Genomic DNA, 18,390 nt, shown 5'->3' on the forward strand with positions numbered 1-18,390 from the left:
AATAAAACCGTGCCAGTTAAACCCGGCACGGTTTGAATTAAGGTGTAATGTCCCCTGAACTCAGGCAGGCATACCGCAAAGTTTGGTTAGATTTCGGGCTCCGATCATGAGGGTAGCAACATAGGATTGTCTGCGGGTCACCACTTCGACCGCAACACGCGCATCTTTATATTTGATGAGGTAAGTAGAAGGCCAGCCCTGGCGGCGCTTACCGTAGGCTTTTTCATGACTGTCGATAGCTGCGTGAGCAACCACCAGATGGGAGAGGGTTTTATCACCTTTAATGATGCGCTTCATAATGGACTCCGCCTTAGACACAACTGTCAAAATGAGGAAACATTAATCACTTGATACGCATCGCTTTACGCGACGCTTATTCGAATCACTTCTTTGCAATACTTTGTCGCAATCTGAGTATCTCTGCGCTTTTTATTCCACGCAAGCCTTACTTTCTTTACTTAGCAGGAAACAGATCATCGCCGCCCGCAGAGGCCGTATGCTTTGCGCCTGCCACTGTCCATCGGGGCTTTGAATTTCGGCGAGCCAAAGCGGATCGCTCTGCAACTCTTTAAAATTTATGCTGATTTTATTAGCGCAAATGATGGGCCATGCATCGGAGGGATTGTTGCAATAATCTTTGCCTTTGACGCCGCCGTAGGGATACCACTTCTCAGGCTCTTCCCCGGTCAGTAAGGCGATACTGTGGTTTACATCGCTGTCGTTTTCTTCGGACCATTTAATCATCAGTTCTTCCATCATGCAGGGCACATGCGTGGAGACTACCGGAGGATTAAGACAGATTTATGACCAGAAAGCACAAACAAAAAACCCGCCTCAAAGGCGGGATCAGTAAAGCACATTAACTTTATCTTTCCGGAATAAATCCACGCAGGCTGAGAGCGGAATCCTCTTCAGCCTCTTCCACAGGCTCCATACCTTTGGCTCTGGCCGTCAGAATCTTGAGCAACTCTGTCTGCTGACGTTGCTGCTCGGCGATTTCCTGAAGCAATTCAATCTGCTGGTTCGCCCTGACACTAGCACGGCTGACAAAAAACCAAACCAACAAGAATAACAGCGCTGAGAGTGCACTCAGCGCCAATGAAGCCAGGCTGTTTTGGCCCATTGCGAAATCAAACATTTACGACCCTACCACTGAATGTTCTGAACGCACATCTTATCACTCCCGGCGAGTCTGAGAAGCGGTTCACAAAAAAACAGGGGTTTCTGATGATGCTGACGCTTAAAAGGGGATAAAAGAGGTGATCGCGCATACACCAAGGTCAAAGTTTCCGCCCTGATCGCAATAGCTGTTCAGTGCCATCAGGTACAGACCGACACAGATAAGCAGGAAAAGAACGAATACAACGATTTTCCTGAACTTGAAAGCAGGCTTTTTCAATTTGATCGCGGGTCTCTTGTGGTTTACAGCGCGTCTGTCAGGGCTCAATGGTGACGTCCAACATGTTATGGAACAGATTTCCATAGTACGACGGAAATCTTAAACAACGATATAACGAAGCGCGCCATTTTGCACACTTGCCGTCGTGAAATAATCACGTACGGCAATCATACAATAAAATGTATAAGCCTTATCAATATATCGAAAAAAACACACTTGATCTGTATCAAATAAAATAACATCTCCTGGTCATACTACTCCCCAGTAATTTCACTACGTTATTTCTTAAAAAGAGATATTTTTAAACAAAGCGGCAATGACTTTGAAAACCTATTAGAAAATCCAATAAAATGGGTAAAACCTTGAGAATATAAATTTCATTGCAAACTCATAAACCCCTGTTTACCCTGAATATCAGACCTCCCGTCACTTAATAAATTCAACCACAAACCATTCAATATTATTGTAAAATCAATACGTCTGGCAGATACAAACAATTCAATATGGAAATTATAAAGAAAACAACTTCCTTAAAAGAAATTAATTAACTCATCAAACATAAAATCCAAAAAAAAAGTTTCACTTTTCACCTATTTTTATTTGAACTTCTTTGTTGAATTACCCACTTCATTAAAATATCATCCCACCGTCGAACAGTACTTCTGTCTCTTCGTTATATAAATGAAAGCATAATGGCTGGAATCATTTCCTGCTGATTCATGCTGACTATTTTTTGTTGAGGGATTAATAAATGCATGCATGGAATAAAAAGTTCTTCGTTTCTAAAATAGCGCTGGCCTGCGCTGTTGCAGTAGCTGCACCTGCCGCGATGTCAGCTGACATTTCCGGTACCGTATACGATACGTTCTATCACGATACCTCTTTGACCGGGCATGTAGGATATCGTGGTTATACGGATAACGACGGTACAGATAACGGTTACGTTGGCGGAGATATCTACTCTTCGATCAATAATGCTGTGGTTAACGGCGTTATTTCCACTTACAACCTAGGCTTCAATAATAACACGACCAACGCACTAAATATCACAGACACCACAGTAAACGGGATGATCAGCTCCAAATGTCTGAGCACTGACTGTGGCGACGCGCGTAATGATTATGAACAGTCTCCATTACAACTGACCATTGATAATTCAACAATCAATGACACCTACGAACATTACAATTACGACGTAACTGATGCTGATAAAGTTCGCGATCACGAAACTGTAAATACTTACGATTTAGGGGTGGCAGTCACTCTGGATCAAGAAAGTGATATCGTTATAAAAAATAACTCTCACGTAGCAGGCATTGCTTTGTCGCAAGGTTACCAGTGGGCTGATACCGATGCTAACAACAGTAATACCTTTGATAATACGTTGACCGTTAATGATTCGGTACTGACCTCTGGTTCATACACTGAATTACAAACTTCCGGTTTTTACGGCCAGTCAGATAAACCAAGTGATTATGGCAATATCAGTGCGACGGGTACCGCAGCTGACGATATCGCACTTTCCGTAATTGCTAATTCTGCCTCTGATAATTCAATGAAAACTACAGCTGTTTTCAATAACTCCACGATCTCCGGCGACGTCTATTTCGAAAGCAGTTTTGATAATAATTATTACGTTGGCGGTCGTGACAGCAACGGCGATGGCGTGCTTGATACCAACGGATGGGACGATACAGATGAACTCAATCTGACCCTGGACAATGGCAGCAAATGGGTAGGTGCAGCTATTTCCAATGTTGATGCCGATGCTGATTTATACGACAGAAGCGCGAACAGCATCTGGCCTGGCTCTGTAGTCAACAAAACTACCGGCTACTTGATTGGTGACAGTGTCTATCAGAGCGGTCTGTTTGATGTTGCGCTGAACAATGGTTCTGAGTGGGACACGACTAAACAATCCATTATTGACGATCTAACCGTTAATAATAAATCTCAGGTCAACGTTGCGGAATCCAGTTTGCTGGCTGACAACATTTCTCTGTCTAACCAATCAAGCCTGAAAGTTGCTGCGCATGGTAGTGTTTACACCGATGCTCTGAACCTGAACTCTGGCAGTAAAGCCACCCTCACTGAGGAAACGGCAACCATTTATGCTAACACCATCACAGTAGGAAGCGGCTCTGAACTGAACTTAGGTGCAGGTCAGGTTGATACCCACAATATGATGCTGACAGACGATGGTACTTTCAACATCGGAAGCCGTGAATTCGTTCTGAATTCCGATATGAACAATGCCCGGGACAAAACCACCGCTGACTATGTATACGATCGCGGCACTATCGGAATGAACTCTGACGGCCATCTGGCGGTTAACGGCGTGACTAACGGTAACTATCAGGTTCGTATTGATAACGCGACCGGTGAAGGTCGTGTTGCTGATTACCAGAACAAAGAACTGATCCGCACTTACGGCGGCAACGCAACCTTCACACAAGCTAACACCGCTGATTTGGGTGCCTATAAATATCAGGCCGAACAAGTTGGCGATACTGTGGTTCTGGCGAAACAAGGCATCACGTCTACCGCTAATGCAGCGCTTAGTCTGCCTTCTTCCAATGCTGCCACCTGGCACATGGAGCAAGACACGCTGAGCAACCGCATGGACAGCTCACGTCATACCCAGGGTGATGACAAAGGCGGCGTCTGGATTAACTACTTCGGTGGCCAGCAGAACGGTGATAATGGCGTTGTTGATTACGATCAGGACATCAACGGCATCATGGTGGGTTTGGATAAAGTCACTGAAGGTGGCGACGATCGTCAATGGTTAGTCGGTATGGCAGCAAGCTTCGCTAAATCCAGTCTGTCTATGGACAATGCTGATGCGGACACTGACAGCCAGTCAGCAAGGGTGTATTCCAGCCTGGACTTCAAGAATGGTGTATTCTTCGATACCTCTCTGAGCTACAGCCACTTCAGCAACTCCACTGACAGTACCATGAGTAACGGCCAGCAAGTCTCTGGCGACAGCTCAACTGACGCATGGGGCTTCGGTCTAAAAGCCGGTTACGACTGGAAATTCGCACCACAAGCTTACCTGACTCCATATGCAAGCATTACCGGCGTGTTCATCGGCGACGATGACTACAGTATGAGCAACAATATGAAAGTCAGCGACCAGGCTTATGACAGCATGCGTTATGAGTTGGGTACCAACATCGGTTACAACTTCGATCTGGGTGCAGATCAGGCTATCAGCCCTTACGCCACTCTGGCCTATGTGTATGAAGATGCAAACAACGACGCAGACATCAACGGTGACCGTATCGATAACGGTATCGATGGTTCCGCAGTTCGCGTTGGTTTAGGTGGCCAATTCGACATGAGCAAAAACTTCAGCGTTTATGCGGGTGCTAACTACCTTGGCGGCAGCGATGTTGACCAGCCGTGGGCAGCAAATCTGGGTATGAAGTACCGCTGGTAATTGTTTTTTCCAGCTAGTGAGTTATATCTGTTGGCCCCTTTCAGGGGCCACTTTTATTTGCATTCACACCCACGGCCTCAGATTAAGAATCTGTTGGAGTGACTTCTTCCCCGGAATAACTTCTACTAAGCTAATCAATATCCTGAAGCCTCAGGATTGATAACCAGAGGAGTATTTGGGATGAGTGCTATCAAAGCCATTATTGTGCTAGCTGTGATTTACGCGATTTTTTTGTTTTCCGGCTACGGCGTTACCGTGGGCAGCAGTGAAAATGCGGCTGGCTTAGGACTCAAATGTCAGTATCTGACGGCCAGAGGGATTGTCAGTTCGCAGTATATTCACTCTGACAGCGGCGTGATTGGTGTAGCTAATTGCCCGATTTTCAAACAAGTAGGCGAAGTAGTCGATAATAAATAGGTCTATTATTCAGGAAACTCTTTTTGTGATGCCTGCGCTGGCAGGCATCACAAAACCGGCAATCAGCTGTCGTGTTTAGTGAACTTCAGCTCGATCAGCGAAATTGCTTTTTCAATGGCACGCTTAGTAACCGGGTCAGCGCCGGCAGGATGCTTGTTAAAATCGATACTTTTTAACTGATGAGACATTTTCTCGCGCACTTCAGCAGGCGCAATAATCTCAATCACATCTAAAATTTGCTTAATCACCAACTGGCAGGCGACCAGATCAGACTCATATTCTTGTTCTCTGGTTAAAGCGTCAGACATGGGGTGCTCCTTTCATGAAGATCATTCGTAAAAATTATGGCCGCGAGGATATCACGCTGGCTGAATAAATTCTCTCTCCGGCAATTACCCCCTCTGATGGCGGGTTCAGCGCACAAATAAACAGCAAACAAACATCATCTTATGTTGTTAACGCCAGATTACTTCTATGCTTAAAGCTGCGGCAAAAGGAAGGAGGTTCGCGATGTTCGCACTAGTGTTGACCATCTGTTATCTGGGAGGGGGCTGCGAAGATTTCGTCGTGGATGCCTTTAATACTCAGCAACAATGCACCGTAGCGATGCAACAGCAGGGACTGCGCCAGGCAGGCTGTTACCCTATCGAGGATTTTATCGACGGTTACTGGATCCCCGCACATGACAATGCCGACTTTTAACGCGTTGCGTAGCCTTTCACATAGTCGATACTAATAATCTCATAAAGATTGCTAAAGCGTCCGAACAACGGTATGAATACCCTGTTACTCATTGATATTTAACCATATTGACAGGGCAGGAAATGGCAATGACGATACGTAAAACTTATGGCTGCTTTGCGAAGCTGCCTCTTGCACTTCTTCTTTCATCAAGCTTTCTCACCCCTTTCGCCACTTACGCCGCGACCGTTCCCGCAGGTGTAGAGCTGGCGTCAAAACAAGAAATTGTGCGCAACAATGGCAGCGAGCCTGCTTCTCTCGACCCGCACAAAGTCGAGAGTGATGTTGAATTCAATATTTTGAGCGATCTGTTTGCCGGGCTAATAACCATCGATAACAATGGGAATGCACAGCCCTCACTCGCCAGCAGTTGGGAATCTAAAGACAATAAAACCTGGGTATTCCATCTGCGTCAGGGTATCGTCTGGTCAGATGGAACACCAATCACCGCGCAGGACGTGGTATTCAGCTGGCAACGCCTGATTGACCCGAAAACAGCATCACCTTACGAAAGCTACCTCGGCAGTATGCATGTGCTCAATGCCAACGATATTATTAGCGGAAAAAAATCGGCAGATCAGCTGGGCATCAAGGCGCTGGATAAACAAACGCTGGAAATCACCCTCGACCAGCCGTTGTCATACTTCCTAGGCATGCTCGCCCACCCTTCGCTTTCTCCGATCAGTCAGGTGGATGTCGAAAAGTTCGGTGATAAGTGGACACAGCCGGCTAACATGGCCAGCAGCGGCCCGTTTAAACTCGATACCTGGACGGTGAACGAACGTATTACGGCTGTGCGTAATCCGACTTACTGGGATAACGCACACACCGTTATCAATAAAGTCACTTATCTGCCCATCGCGTCCCCTACTGCTGATGTAAACCGCTTCAAAGCAGGGGAAATCGACATTACCGCTACTATTCCTGCAACATTGTTTGTATCACTTAAAAAAGAGCTCGGCTCGCAGGTGCATGTCAGCCCTTATCTCGCCGTTTATTACTACGCAATGAACACTCAAAAACCGCCGTTCAACGATGTCCGTGTGCGTAAAGCACTGAATCTGGCGATAGATAAATCAATCATCGCCGACAAGGTATTAGGTCAGGGACAAACACCTGCATGGCATTTGTCACCGGATAATACCGGTGGTTTTACTTTCTCAAAACCCAAAGAAGCCAGCCTGACGCAAGAACAGCGTAATGAAGAAGCAAAAAAACTGTTGAAAGATGCAGGCTTTGGCCCGGACCATCCGCTTAAATTCAACCTGCTCTACAACACGTCAGAGTCACATCAGCGCATTGCCATTGCAGCAGCATCAATGTGGAAAAAGAATCTGGGGGTGGATGCCGTCCTTCAGAATCAGGAATGGAAGACCATGCTCGATACGATGCATCAGGGCACTTACGATGTCGTGCGATACGCCTGGATTGCAGATTACAACGAGCCTTCGACCTTCCTGAATACCTTACGCACAGGCAACAGCGAGAACACGCCGAAGTTTACCAATTCCGCTTATGACAAAGCATTAGACGATGCATTAAAAGCCACGGATAAAGCGGAAGTTGGAAAGGCATATCAGCGAGCGGAAGACGTGCTCACAGACCAGTCTCCGGTGATCCCTCTGTACCATTATGTCAGCCCACGGCTGGTTAAGCCTTACGTCGGCGGGTTCCAGGATAGCCTGCTCAATTACATCTACACCAAAGATCTGTACGTCATAAAGCACTAAGACCGCTCCTGCCTCTTCCTGCCGAAAAGCCGGAAGAGGCATCTTCATTTTTCTGCCCCGCTTTCTCCGCCCGCCTCTTTGCCACCTGCCAATCAGATGTTAGATTGTACGTAAATCACACAAACGGGAGCGATAATGAAATTCTCGGAAAGTGAGATACAGCCACTATGGGATGAAGTTGCGCGAATCATTGGGGATGGTGTGATTCAAATGCGTCACCGGGGTGAGCCGCTGAGCGTTGATGCATTGATTGGTCATCTTGATCGACAACTGGCCTGCGCAACCGGCGTACAGCGCCGCATTTTACTTGGTGCTGCAATCAATATGCTCAAAACTGACCGCCGCTCCTGATTTTCAGGCACACGGAACTCCCGTTACCTTTTAGGGTAACAAGTCCAATATCATCAACATATTGCCTTTATTTCGATTGTGCGGCGCGGCCTTGCGCGAAAAGGAAAATGCGCTGGGTAATATCATCTGCACCAAGAATATTTCCTTTTTGTTCCAGATTTGCGCGGGCGTACGCCACGTCGTGTGCCTGATCGACCATATTGATCACCCGGTCACGCGTAGATTTGTCGAGGGTGCCCAACAGCGTCGTCAGAATTGCCTGATAAGCGTTCGAGGCGTAAGTCAGCTGCCTTTCACGTTGTTCCAGCGCGTCAATGCGAACCATCAGGGCGTCCAGTTGTTCTTGATGCGTCATAGCGGCATCCTCTTCACGGGTGGAAAATAACCGGAGACAGCGGAGAAAGCCGAACTCCGCCGGTTACTGAACTTAAGTTTAGCAGAGTTACGAAAACCAATGTATTCGCGCCAAACCAGCAATTTAAACCCTTCCTCAATGAGTCTTTCATCGCCAGTACATATGTAACCGTGACTTATCTCAAACCTTCAGTCCGCACGTGCACCCGCGGTCCGAACGCGTAACCACGGCAGTAACTGCTTACAGATCGCAAAATGACATCCCACTGCACAATATGCCATTTTCAGCCCTGGCATTGTTGATCGATTGAACATGTGCCGATGAAAGACGTTGTTTATTCAGAGGGAAACGTGGGTATGAAAACAATTTTTGGCGGGGCGATTGCGGCGGCGTTGCTGGTGAGTTCATTTGCACAAGCAGCGGGGTGCCTTAAAGGCGCAGTCGTTGGCGGTGTGGCGGGGCATCTTAAACATCACGCCGTGATCGGCGCCGTGGCGGGGTGTGCAATCGGCCATCATCTGGCAGAGCAGGCAAAAAAGCAAAATCCTTCAGCCACAAAATAATCCCCTCCCTCAGGACATATGCTGCCCTGAGGGTGAGGCAACGCTACTCTTTTTGAGAGACGACTACGCGGTTACGGCCTTCTTGCTTGGCACGATAAAGCGCTTCATCCGCCCTTTTCAGCGCTTTTTCAGGTTCACCCTGTAGCTGATTCCAGTACGCCACGCCAAGGGAAATCGTGATTGGCCGTATGCCTGGCAACACCAGCGTTTCCACATTTTCACGCAGGCGTTCAGCAATCATTTCAGCCTCAGCCAGCTGGGTGCCCGGCAGCAGAACCAGGAATTCCTCCCCACCCACGCGACATAAAATATCGCTTTCACGCGCGTTATGTCGAATCTGTTCAGCCAGGGATTTGATCACTTCATCACCAATATCATGTCCGTAGGAATCATTGATCGACTTAAAATGATCGATATCCAGTGTTATCGCCGCAAACTGCTGGCGCAGTTGCACTACCGTTTCAAGCGTCATTGCCAGCCCGCGGCGATTGAACAAACCGGTCATCGGATCGGTCTGTGTTTCGAACTTGAGCTTGCCGATTTTCTTTTGCAAAAGATTAATACCAATCAGCAAAGCACGTTTTAACTGTGTCGATTCAAAATACCATGAGGGGATTTCGCGGATGTTAGTAGAAACATCGGGCTTATCCATCTCATTAGCGCTTCGCGCCAGCAGCCATAACGGTCGGGCGATCAAACGCGAGAATAACCAGACAACCAGTAACGTCACTAATGCCAGCGGCGTCAGATGCCTCAGGACTTTAAACATCAGGCCTTCAAGCGGTTTAAGCGTCGAATCTGTTGGTCTTTGTGTGACAATTTCCCATCCGGACGATGGAACCACCGCAAAGCCTGCCAGCATTGGCTGCCCTGCCAGATTAGTGACCATCAGGCTGCCATTCGCATTATTTTTTGCGGCATCCGTCAGCGGGCGCGGCTTCACCACTTCCCCAATACGGTTAGCATCCGGGTGATACAGGATCCGGCGTTCATTATCGAGAACGGCAATATAAGAGCCATCGCGATAATAATGCTCACCCAGCAGTTCATTCAGAATACTTTTCTGTCGCAAATAAATGGTGCCGCCGATATAACCGAGGTATTCCCCCCGCGCATTGATGATCGGTGTGGAGATAATGATCACCAGATTTTTAGCCAGCGAGATATAGGGTTTACTGATCATCGCACGGCGTTGTTTCAGAGCTTCCAGCGCGCCTGGCGTATTCAGCGTTTGCCCAATCAGTTGCAGACTGTCAGGCGATGTCGCGAGAATTTTCCCTTTGGCATTAGTAATCACCACCGAGTTAAAGCTGTCGGTCTGATACTTCAAACGAGCCGTTTCGGCTTGAAGAACTTTGGGATCGTCAAAGTGACTCGCCGCGATAACACTGCTGTATGCGAGCTGCTTTTGCATGCTTTTCAAAAACTGTTCGGTGCTGGCCGCCAGTTTTGCAGCGTAAACACGGTTCTCTTCGAGCGTATTGTCGATCAACAACTGACGCTGCACGCTGTAGCTGGCATAAAAACTGTTCGCCAGCGTCACGAAGGCGCTCATTACAGCTAAGCTCAGGATCAGGCGTCGAAGATCGATACGAAACAAAGAGTGCGATAGGAGTGAGCGCAACGAAAATTCAATCCACTGTCAAAAAAGTGGCTCATATTTAACACCCGTAGCCCGGATGTACAAGAGGCTGAAAAAATAAACAGCAAGTCGCTGATTGTGAAATAAAAAAAGGGAACCCTCAGGCTCCCTCTCATAACGTCAATCAGACAGCAACTGCCTGATTATACTTCACTTACATATTTGCGATCATGTCGTCGGCAAACTCGCTACATTTGCGTAGCTTAGCGCCTTCCATCAGACGTTCGAAATCGTAAGTCACAGTTTTGTTGGCGATAGCGCCTTCCATGCCTTTAACGATCAGGTCTGCGGCTTCGAACCATTCCATATGACGCAGCATCATTTCTGCGGACAGAATGATGGAACCTGGGTTCACTTTGTCCTGGCCGGCATATTTCGGTGCAGTACCGTGAGTGGCTTCGAACAATGCGCAATCAGAACCGATGTTTGCGCCCGGTGCGATACCGATGCCGCCTACTTGTGCAGCCAGGGCGTCGGAGATGTAGTCACCGTTCAGGTTCATACAGGCGATAACGTCGTATTCAGCAGGACGCAGCAGAATCTGTTGCAGGAAGGCGTCAGCAATCACATCTTTAATAATGATGTCTTTGCCGTTGTTTGGGTTCTTGATTTTCACCCAAGGGCCGCCGTCAATCAGCTCACCGCCGAACTCTTCGCGCGCCAGCTGGTAGCCCCAGTCCTTGAAAGCACCTTCGGTGAACTTCATGATGTTACCTTTGTGAACCAGAGTCAGTGAATCACGATCGTTAGTGATGGTGTACTCAATGGCTGCACGAACCAGACGTTTGGTGCCTTCTTCGGAGCAAGGTTTGATGCCGATACCGCATTCCTGTGGGAAACGGATTTTCTTCACGCCCATTTCGTCTTGCAGGAATTTAATCACTTTGTCGGCTTCAGCAGAACCGGCTTTCCATTCGATACCAGCGTAGATATCTTCGGAGTTTTCACGGAAGATCACCATATCGGTATCTTCTGGACGTTTTACCGGGCTTGGCGTGCCGGTGTAATAACGCACCGGACGCAGACAGATGTACAGATCGAGCTGCTGGCGAAGTGCCACGTTCAGGGAGCGAATGCCGCCGCCAACTGGCGTAGTCAGTGGGCCTTTGATAGCAACACGGTAATCACGGATCAGGTCCAGCGTCTCTTCTGGCAGCCATACGTCTTTGCCGTACAGTTCTACTGATTTCTCGCCGGTGTAGATTTCCATCCAGGAGATTTTACGCTCACCTTTGTAGGCTTTCTGAACTGCCGCATCAACAACCTTGATCATGGCTGGAGTCACGTCAACGCCGATACCATCACCTTCGATGAATGGGATCACAGGATTATTAGGAATGACCAGTTTACCCTGAGCGTCTACTGTAATCTTTTTACCTTCAGCCGGAACAACTACTTTGCTTTCCATTAACCTCTCCTTCGAGCGCATTTTTGTTAAAAATTTGTAAGATGCCGGTCGATACTACTCGAATATTTCCCGCTAGCCAATCCGAAACATTTTTCAAGTATAATGCGCTAATTCTCTCTAACTTCAATGCCTATGAACCCGCTATCTTTTAGAAATCACAACGTTAAACGTTTCAGCAAACGGCCTGCCAAAGAACAATCTGCCTCAAAAGGGCCGAGAAAGGTGATTCTCTTCAATAAACCGTTCGATGTACTGCCACAATTCACTGATGAAGCGGGTCGGGCGACACTGAAGGATTACATTCCGTTAACAGACGTGTATGCCGCAGGCCGACTGGACCGCGACAGTGAAGGTTTACTGGTGCTGACCAACGATGGCAAACTGCAGGCTGCGCTGACACAACCGGGAAAGCGCACCGGCAAGATTTATTATGTTCAGGTCGAGGGCGTACCGGATGACGCTGCTGTGGCGGCCTTGCGTGACGGGATTGAGCTCAAAGATGGCCCTACTCTGCCCGCAGATGCAGAAATTGTTGATGAGCCAGACTGGTTATGGCCGCGCAATCCGCCCATCCGTGAGCGTAAAGCGATCCCCACGACGTGGCTGAAAATCACGTTGTATGAGGGCAGAAACCGCCAGGTGCGCCGCATGACGGCACACGTTGGTTTTCCGACGCTGCGTCTTGTCCGTTACAGCATGGGCGAGTACACCCTAGGCGATTTACAACCCGGACAATGGAAGGAAGTCCCACATGTTTAAACCACACGTTACCGTTGCCTGCGTGGTGCAGGCGCAGGGCAAATTTCTGGTCGTCGAAGAAACGGTCCACGGCAAAGTTACCTGGAACCAACCTGCCGGGCATCTTGAAGCTGATGAAACCTTAGTCAGCGCCGCAAAGCGCGAGCTGTATGAAGAAACCGGGATCCACGCCGAGCCACAATCTTTTCTCGGCCTGCATCAGTGGCAGGCACCGGACGGCACACCCTTCCTGCGTTTCGCGTTCGTCATCGACCTGCCCGAAATGCTGGACACCGCGCCACAGGATGACGATATCGATCAGTGCCGCTGGGTAAGCGCCGAAGACATTATCGGCTCCGCACAACTGCGCTCACCGCTGGTGGCCGAAAGCATCCGCTGTTATCAGCAATCCCCGCGTTACCCTCTGGAAATCCTGCACAATTTCAATCTGCCGGAATAACCTTCTGTGCCGGTTGTTGCTGTCTTATGAATCAGCGATGCAGCAACCGGCCTGACGTGATAAAATTTCGCGCGTTCTTTTTTACCGAGTAAACCGATGTCTGGGTTTCTGCGGTGTTTTTGTTGCGCGCGGCCTTCATCCTCGTGGGACAAGCATCAGAAAAAACACCGTCAGCACCGGGCAATAAATTCCTATGTTTCGGGACTATTATGTCTGACAACAGCCAGAAAAAAGTGATCGTCGGGATGTCCGGCGGTGTCGATTCCTCCGTATCTGCTTACCTTCTGCAACAGCAGGGTTATCAGGTCGAGGGCCTCTTCATGAAAAATTGGGAAGAGGATGACGACGAAGAGTATTGCACAGCTGCCACTGACCTCGCCGATGCGCAGGCCGTGTGCGATAAGCTGGGTATGAAACTGCACACCGTGAATTTCGCGGCGGAATATTGGGACAACGTGTTCGAATTATTCCTTGAGGAATATAAAGCCGGACGCACGCCAAATCCGGATATCCTGTGCAACAAAGAGATCAAATTTAAAGCCTTCCTGGAATTTGCCGCTGAAGATCTGGGTGCCGATTATATCGCCACCGGTCATTACGTGCGCCGCCAGGATATCGACGGTGTCAGCCATTTGCTGCGCGGCGTCGATGGCAACAAAGATCAAAGTTATTTTCTTTACACGCTTGGCCATGAGCAGGTTGCGCAAAGCCTGTTCCCGGTCGGTGAACTGGAAAAACCGGAAGTCCGCCGTATCGCGGAAGACCTGGATTTAATCACAGCGAAGAAGAAAGACTCCACCGGTATCTGTTTTATCGGTGAGCGTAAATTCCGCGATTTTCTCGGCCGCTATTTACCGGCGCAACCGGGTGTGATTAAAAGCGTTGACGGTCAGGTGATGGGGCAGCATCAGGGTCTGATGTACCACACGCTCGGTCAGCGTAAGGGGCTGGGCATTGGCGGGCAGAAAGACGGCGGCGAGGAGCCGTGGTACACCGTTGAAAAGGATGTAGAAAACAATATTCTGTATGTGGCACAGGGCCATGAACATCCGCGACTGATGTCCGTCGGTTTGATTGCGCAGCAACTGCACTGGGTTGACCGCAAAACGCTGACCGCCCCGCTGACCTGCACGGTGAAAACCCGCTACCGCCAGCAGGACATCCCCTGCGTAGTCACGCCACTGGGTGAAGACCGCATCGAAGTACGTTTCGATGCCCCCGTGGCCGCCGTGACTCCCGGCCAGTCTGCGGTGTTTTACCTCGGTGAAATCTGTCTGGGTGGTGGCGTCATTGAGCAACGTCTGCCACTTCAGGTCTGATACTGCGCATTCGGGTGGTTGAATAAGGGACGCTTTCGGGCGTCCCGCTTTATTTCTACCCGTAAGTGGCATCTGCGCTGATTCCGAACTGTGTTTAGAGGCAGTTTTATGGCATGATCTGTCGCCATTAGTTTGGGCTATTTTCTTTGGCACCGCGTCTCATCGTTTCGAAAACGCTTACAGGAGTAAACGTGGCTAAAAATTATTATGACATTACGCTGGCATTGGCGGGGATCTGTCAGGCAGCACGCCTGGTTCAGCAACTGGCACACGACGGCCAATGCGCTCAGGAAGAAATGTCAGTTTCGCTGCGCAGCCTGCTGGAGATGAATCCGGCTTCCACGCTGGCGGTGTACGGTAATAATGAAGCCAATTTAAAGATGGGACTGGAAACGCTGCTAGGCGTGCTGAACGCCAACCGTCAGGGGCCGGGCGCTGAGTTAACGCGCTACGCGTTAAGCCTGATGGTGCTCGAACGCAAGCTGTACGCCAATAAATCGGCCATGAATAAGTTGGGTGAACGTATTGATCAGCTCGATCGCCAGCTGGCGCATTATGAGCTCGAATCCGACACCATGATAAGTTCCCTGGCTTCAATTTATGTCGACGTTGTCAGCCCTGCAGGTCCGCGTATTCAGGTCACCGGCTCACCGGCTATCTTACAAAATTCGCAGGTTCAGTCCAAAGTCCGCGCCATTTTACTGGCAGGTATCCGCTCCGCGGTACTCTGGCATCAGGTTGGCGGTGGTCGTTTGCAATTAATGTTTTCCCGTAATCGCTTGTTTGAACAGGCGAAAAATATTCTCGCTCATTGTTAATAAGATCCCAGGAGTTGCTACCGATGGAATTATCCTCACTGACCGCCGTTTCCCCCGTTGATGGACGCTACGGTGATAAAGTCAGCGCGCTGCGTACTATTTTCAGCGAATTTGGCCTGCTGAAATTTCGTGTGCAGGTTGAAGTACGTTGGCTGCAAAAACTGGCCGCCTGTGCAGAAATTAAGGAAGTTCCTGCTTTTGATGCCGACGCAAACGCTTTCCTTGACCAGTTAGTGGCCAATTTCGATGTTAATGACGCTCAGCGCATTAAAGATATCGAGAAAACCACCAACCATGACGTGAAAGCGGTTGAGTATTTTCTGAAAGAAAAAGTGGCCACTATCCCTGCCCTGCATGCGGTGTCTGAGTTCATCCACTTCGCCTGTACCTCCGAAGACATCAACAACCTGTCTCACGCTTTGATGCTGCAAACCGCCCGTCAGGATGTCGTCTTGCCGTACTGGAAACAAATCATCGATGCCGTGAAAGGTCTGGCGCACAAATACCGCGACATTCCGTTACTGTCCCGTACTCACGGCCAGCCTGCTACACCATCCACCATCGGTAAAGAGCTGGCTAACGTCGCTTACCGCATGGATCGCCAGTTTAAGCAGCTGGGAAATGTGGAAATCCTTGGCAAAATCAACGGCGCCGTTGGCAACTATAATGCCCACATCGTGGCTTACCCGGAAGTGGACTGGCATCAGTTCAGCGAAGAATTCGTCACTTCACTGGGCGTAACCTGGAACCCATACACCACACAAATCGAGCCGCATGACTACATCGCCGAGCTGTTTGACTGCGTTGCCCGTTTCAACACCATTCTGATCGACTTTGACCGCGACATCTGGGGCTACATTGCCCTGAATCACTTCAAACAGCGCACCATTGCTGGCGAAATCGGTTCATCCACCATGCCGCACAAAGTTAACCCGATAGACTTCGAAAACTCCGAAGGCAACCTTGGCTTGTCTAACGCGGTATTGCAGCATCTGGCGAGCAAACTGCCGGTTTCCCGCTGGCAGCGCGACCTGACGGATTCCACCGTGCTGCGTAACCTGGGCGTCGGTCTGGGCTACGCTCTGATTGCTTATCAGGCAACCATGAAAGGCGTCAGCAAGCTGGAAGTGAACGAAGCGAATCTGGCAAACGAACTGGATCACAACTGGGAAGTACTGGCTGAGCCTATCCAGACCGTGATGCGTCGTTATGGCATCGAGAAACCTTACGAGAAGCTGAAAGAACTGACCCGTGGCAAACGTGTTGACGCAGCGGGCATGCAGACATTTATCGATTCTCTGGAATTACCGGAAGAAGAGAAGGTGCGCCTGAAAGCCATGACACCGGGTAACTACATTGGCCGTGCGACCAAAATGGTTGATGAGCTCGAGTAATCGTTACCTTTCACAGACGCGCCTGCGAAACGCGGCGCGTCTGTGTACGCTTCACTCTTTAATGCTTAACTCTGTGTCTGGAATTTGCTCTGACGCAAATCGCCAATAATGTCGTTCATCCGGTCTTCAGTTAAACGGTAATAGCGGATAGAGAACGCCGTAATCAGATAGAAAATAGCGGGCAGCACAGTAAAAAGAATCAGAACACCGCGTACAGCCTCAGCCGATTGTTGTTCCACACCGGCCTGATAACCAAACCACGCTAACCCCCATCCTGTCAATGCGCCACCAATTGCCACGCCAAGTTTAATAACAAAAATATTCGCCGCGATATTCATACCCGTAATACGGCGCTGGGTTTTCCATTCGCCGTAATTATTGGCATCCGTAATCATTGACCACTGTAACGGTGCATTAATGCCTTGCAAGAGATTAAGAACAATATGCACGATAAACGCAGGGATCCAATATTCCGTTGGAAGAATAAGGAATAATAAACCGACCAGCGCACTTAATATGTTGACCCATACGGAAGCACGGATTTTACACATCCATGAACCCAGAGACTTAGCGAATAAGCTGCCAATAACCGCCGCAACCGTAGTTGCCAGCATGAAGATAGAAATAATACCGCTGCCCTGATGCAGGACATATTGCACGAAATACACTAATAAACTTCCGCGGACAACGACACCGCACAACATGGCGAGGTTATAAACAGAGAGAATGCGCCACTGATCATTTTTCATCAGAATACGGACATCTCGCAGGATATTCATATTCTCTTCTTTGACCGGTGTAATACGCTCGCGGGTGGTAAGGAAGCAAGTCAGGAACATCAGGCAACCAATCAAACCGAAAATCCCCATCGCCCACTGCATCCCCGTTGCGCGGTCACCCGGTGCGATAAAGTCCGCCAGTGGCAGGATTAACGCCGTCCCCATCGCGCCGCCTATTGGCGCAATGGCAAAGCGCCAGGACTGTAACGACAGGTTGTCCTGCGGGTCAGCCGTGATCGCCGCACCCAGGGAACAATAAGGAATATTAATAGCCGTATACATGATGGTCATGAAGATGTAAGCCAGCACGGCGTAAACAATTTTTGCGGTTTGTCCAAAATCTGGCGTCGAATATACCAGTACGCAGCTCACGGCAAACGGCACACAAATAATTAGTAACCATGGACGGAAACGCCCCCAGCGGCTTTTGGTCTGATCGGCAATCGCCCCCATAATCGGGTCAGTAATGGCATCTAAAATTCTTACTACTAAGAATAACGTCCCCATCACAGCAGGAGAAAGCCCGTAAATGTTGGTATAGAAGTACGCCAGAATGGCAACGGAAGAATCAAAAACGATATGACTTGCTGCGTCGCCTAATCCAAAACCCAGTTTTTCTTTGTTGGTGATCCGTTCAGTTAACGCCGACATGCATTCACCTTTATGTTTAAATTTGAATTCCGCAGTCTTTATAATTGTTGGCGATGGTACGGGGTATTCTGATTTTTAATTTATGTCTTACGCTTTTAATCAAATGTGACGCAAGCACGGCTTATTCCTGCCTTTTGCCGGGTGCGATATGTATATATTCGAGCCACATCACATTTACGC

At 48.9% G+C, this 18,390-nt stretch carries 20 protein-coding genes; 11 read left to right on the forward strand and 9 right to left on the reverse strand.

The window, feature by feature from the left end; translation table 11 throughout:
- Positions 1-60 precede the first annotated feature (60 nt).
- The 4 genes from GE278_13280 to mgrB all read right to left on the reverse strand — a co-directional run bounded on the left by GE278_13280 (position 61) and on the right by mgrB (position 1,483).
- On the reverse strand, positions 61-297 hold the full coding sequence (locus GE278_13280; protein QLK61687.1) for a DUF4060 family protein: 237 nt from the start codon (positions 295-297) through the stop codon (positions 61-63).
- 132 nt (positions 298-429) lie between these two features.
- Positions 430-744, reverse strand: a complete 315-nt coding sequence (locus tag GE278_13285; GenBank protein ID QLK63289.1) for a DUF2591 domain-containing protein — start codon at positions 742-744, stop codon at positions 430-432.
- Positions 745-865: 121 nt separating this feature from the next.
- Complete coding sequence (locus GE278_13290) at positions 866-1,138, reverse strand: hypothetical protein (GenBank protein ID QLK61688.1); 273 nt, start codon at positions 1,136-1,138, stop codon at positions 866-868.
- Between the two features lie 102 nt (positions 1,139-1,240).
- The gene (gene mgrB / locus GE278_13295; GenBank protein QLK61689.1) at positions 1,241-1,483 is read right to left on the reverse strand and encodes a PhoP/PhoQ regulator MgrB; all 243 of its coding nucleotides are present in this window, start codon (positions 1,481-1,483) and stop codon (positions 1,241-1,243) included.
- Between the two features lie 667 nt (positions 1,484-2,150).
- On the opposite strand from mgrB, the gene GE278_13300 reads away from it, so the two are divergent.
- Positions 2,151-4,844: an autotransporter outer membrane beta-barrel domain-containing protein gene (locus tag GE278_13300; GenBank protein QLK61690.1), complete on the forward strand. Its 2,694-nt coding sequence runs from the start codon at positions 2,151-2,153 to the stop codon at positions 4,842-4,844.
- Positions 4,845-5,024: 180 nt separating this feature from the next.
- Complete coding sequence (locus tag GE278_13305) at positions 5,025-5,261, forward strand: hypothetical protein (GenBank protein ID QLK61691.1); 237 nt, start codon at positions 5,025-5,027, stop codon at positions 5,259-5,261.
- A 62-nt stretch (positions 5,262-5,323) separates the two neighbouring features.
- Here the strand turns inward: GE278_13305 and GE278_13310 are convergent, their stop codons facing one another.
- A complete protein-coding gene (locus tag GE278_13310; protein QLK61692.1) occupies positions 5,324-5,569 on the reverse strand; it encodes a DUF2766 family protein in 246 nt (81 codons plus the stop codon).
- 202 nt (positions 5,570-5,771) lie between these two features.
- Here GE278_13310 and GE278_13315 point away from each other — a divergent pair, with 202 nt between their 5' ends.
- The 3 genes from GE278_13315 (at position 5,772) to GE278_13325 (ending at position 8,083) form a co-directional block, all read left to right on the forward strand.
- The gene (locus tag GE278_13315; protein QLK61693.1) at positions 5,772-5,963 is read left to right on the forward strand and encodes a DUF1482 family protein; all 192 of its coding nucleotides are present in this window, start codon (positions 5,772-5,774) and stop codon (positions 5,961-5,963) included.
- A 128-nt stretch (positions 5,964-6,091) separates the two neighbouring features.
- Positions 6,092-7,732, forward strand: a complete 1,641-nt coding sequence (locus GE278_13320) for an oligopeptide ABC transporter substrate-binding protein OppA (protein QLK61694.1) — start codon at positions 6,092-6,094, stop codon at positions 7,730-7,732.
- Between the two features lie 135 nt (positions 7,733-7,867).
- Positions 7,868-8,083, forward strand: coding sequence for a hypothetical protein (locus tag GE278_13325; protein ID QLK61695.1), 216 nt, complete (start codon positions 7,868-7,870; stop codon positions 8,081-8,083).
- Positions 8,084-8,150: 67 nt separating this feature from the next.
- Here GE278_13325 and GE278_13330 read toward each other — a convergent pair whose 3' ends face one another.
- A complete protein-coding gene (locus GE278_13330; GenBank protein ID QLK61696.1) occupies positions 8,151-8,438 on the reverse strand; it encodes a hypothetical protein in 288 nt (95 codons plus the stop codon).
- A gap of 356 nt (positions 8,439-8,794) precedes the next feature.
- Here GE278_13330 and GE278_13335 point away from each other — a divergent pair, with 356 nt between their 5' ends.
- Positions 8,795-9,001 carry a hypothetical protein gene (locus GE278_13335; protein ID QLK61697.1) on the forward strand — a complete coding sequence of 69 codons (207 nt, stop codon included), beginning with the start codon at positions 8,795-8,797 and terminating at the stop codon, positions 8,999-9,001.
- Positions 9,002-9,044: 43 nt separating this feature from the next.
- Here GE278_13335 and GE278_13340 read toward each other — a convergent pair whose 3' ends face one another.
- A complete protein-coding gene (locus GE278_13340; GenBank protein ID QLK61698.1) occupies positions 9,045-10,556 on the reverse strand; it encodes a diguanylate cyclase in 1,512 nt (503 codons plus the stop codon).
- 241 nt (positions 10,557-10,797) lie between these two features.
- On the reverse strand, positions 10,798-12,051 hold the full coding sequence (locus GE278_13345) for an NADP-dependent isocitrate dehydrogenase (GenBank protein ID QLK61699.1): 1,254 nt from the start codon (positions 12,049-12,051) through the stop codon (positions 10,798-10,800).
- Positions 12,052-12,183: 132 nt separating this feature from the next.
- Here GE278_13345 and rluE point away from each other — a divergent pair, with 132 nt between their 5' ends.
- The 5 genes from rluE (at position 12,184) to purB (ending at position 16,780) form a co-directional block, all read left to right on the forward strand.
- On the forward strand, positions 12,184-12,810 hold the full coding sequence (rluE, locus tag GE278_13350) for a 23S rRNA pseudouridine(2457) synthase RluE (GenBank protein ID QLK61700.1): 627 nt from the start codon (positions 12,184-12,186) through the stop codon (positions 12,808-12,810).
- On the forward strand, positions 12,803-13,249 hold the full coding sequence (locus tag GE278_13355; GenBank protein QLK61701.1) for an NUDIX domain-containing protein: 447 nt from the start codon (positions 12,803-12,805) through the stop codon (positions 13,247-13,249). The genes rluE and GE278_13355 overlap by 8 nt, the downstream gene beginning before the upstream one ends.
- Before the next feature lie 209 nt (positions 13,250-13,458).
- Positions 13,459-14,568: a tRNA 2-thiouridine(34) synthase MnmA gene (gene mnmA, locus GE278_13360; protein ID QLK61702.1), complete on the forward strand. Its 1,110-nt coding sequence runs from the start codon at positions 13,459-13,461 to the stop codon at positions 14,566-14,568.
- Between the two features lie 191 nt (positions 14,569-14,759).
- The gene (gene hflD, locus GE278_13365) at positions 14,760-15,386 is read left to right on the forward strand and encodes a high frequency lysogenization protein HflD (GenBank protein QLK61703.1); all 627 of its coding nucleotides are present in this window, start codon (positions 14,760-14,762) and stop codon (positions 15,384-15,386) included.
- Positions 15,387-15,409: 23 nt separating this feature from the next.
- Positions 15,410-16,780: an adenylosuccinate lyase gene (gene purB, locus GE278_13370; protein QLK61704.1), complete on the forward strand. Its 1,371-nt coding sequence runs from the start codon at positions 15,410-15,412 to the stop codon at positions 16,778-16,780.
- A gap of 65 nt (positions 16,781-16,845) precedes the next feature.
- Here purB and GE278_13375 read toward each other — a convergent pair whose 3' ends face one another.
- Positions 16,846-18,210 (reverse strand): MFS transporter, encoded by a 1,365-nt coding sequence (locus GE278_13375; GenBank protein ID QLK61705.1) that lies wholly within the window; start codon positions 18,208-18,210, stop codon positions 16,846-16,848.
- Positions 18,211-18,390 lie beyond the last annotated feature (180 nt).

Source organism: Enterobacteriaceae bacterium Kacie_13 (genome assembly GCA_013457415.1).
Taxonomy (GTDB): Bacteria; Pseudomonadota; Gammaproteobacteria; order Enterobacterales; family Enterobacteriaceae; genus Rahnella.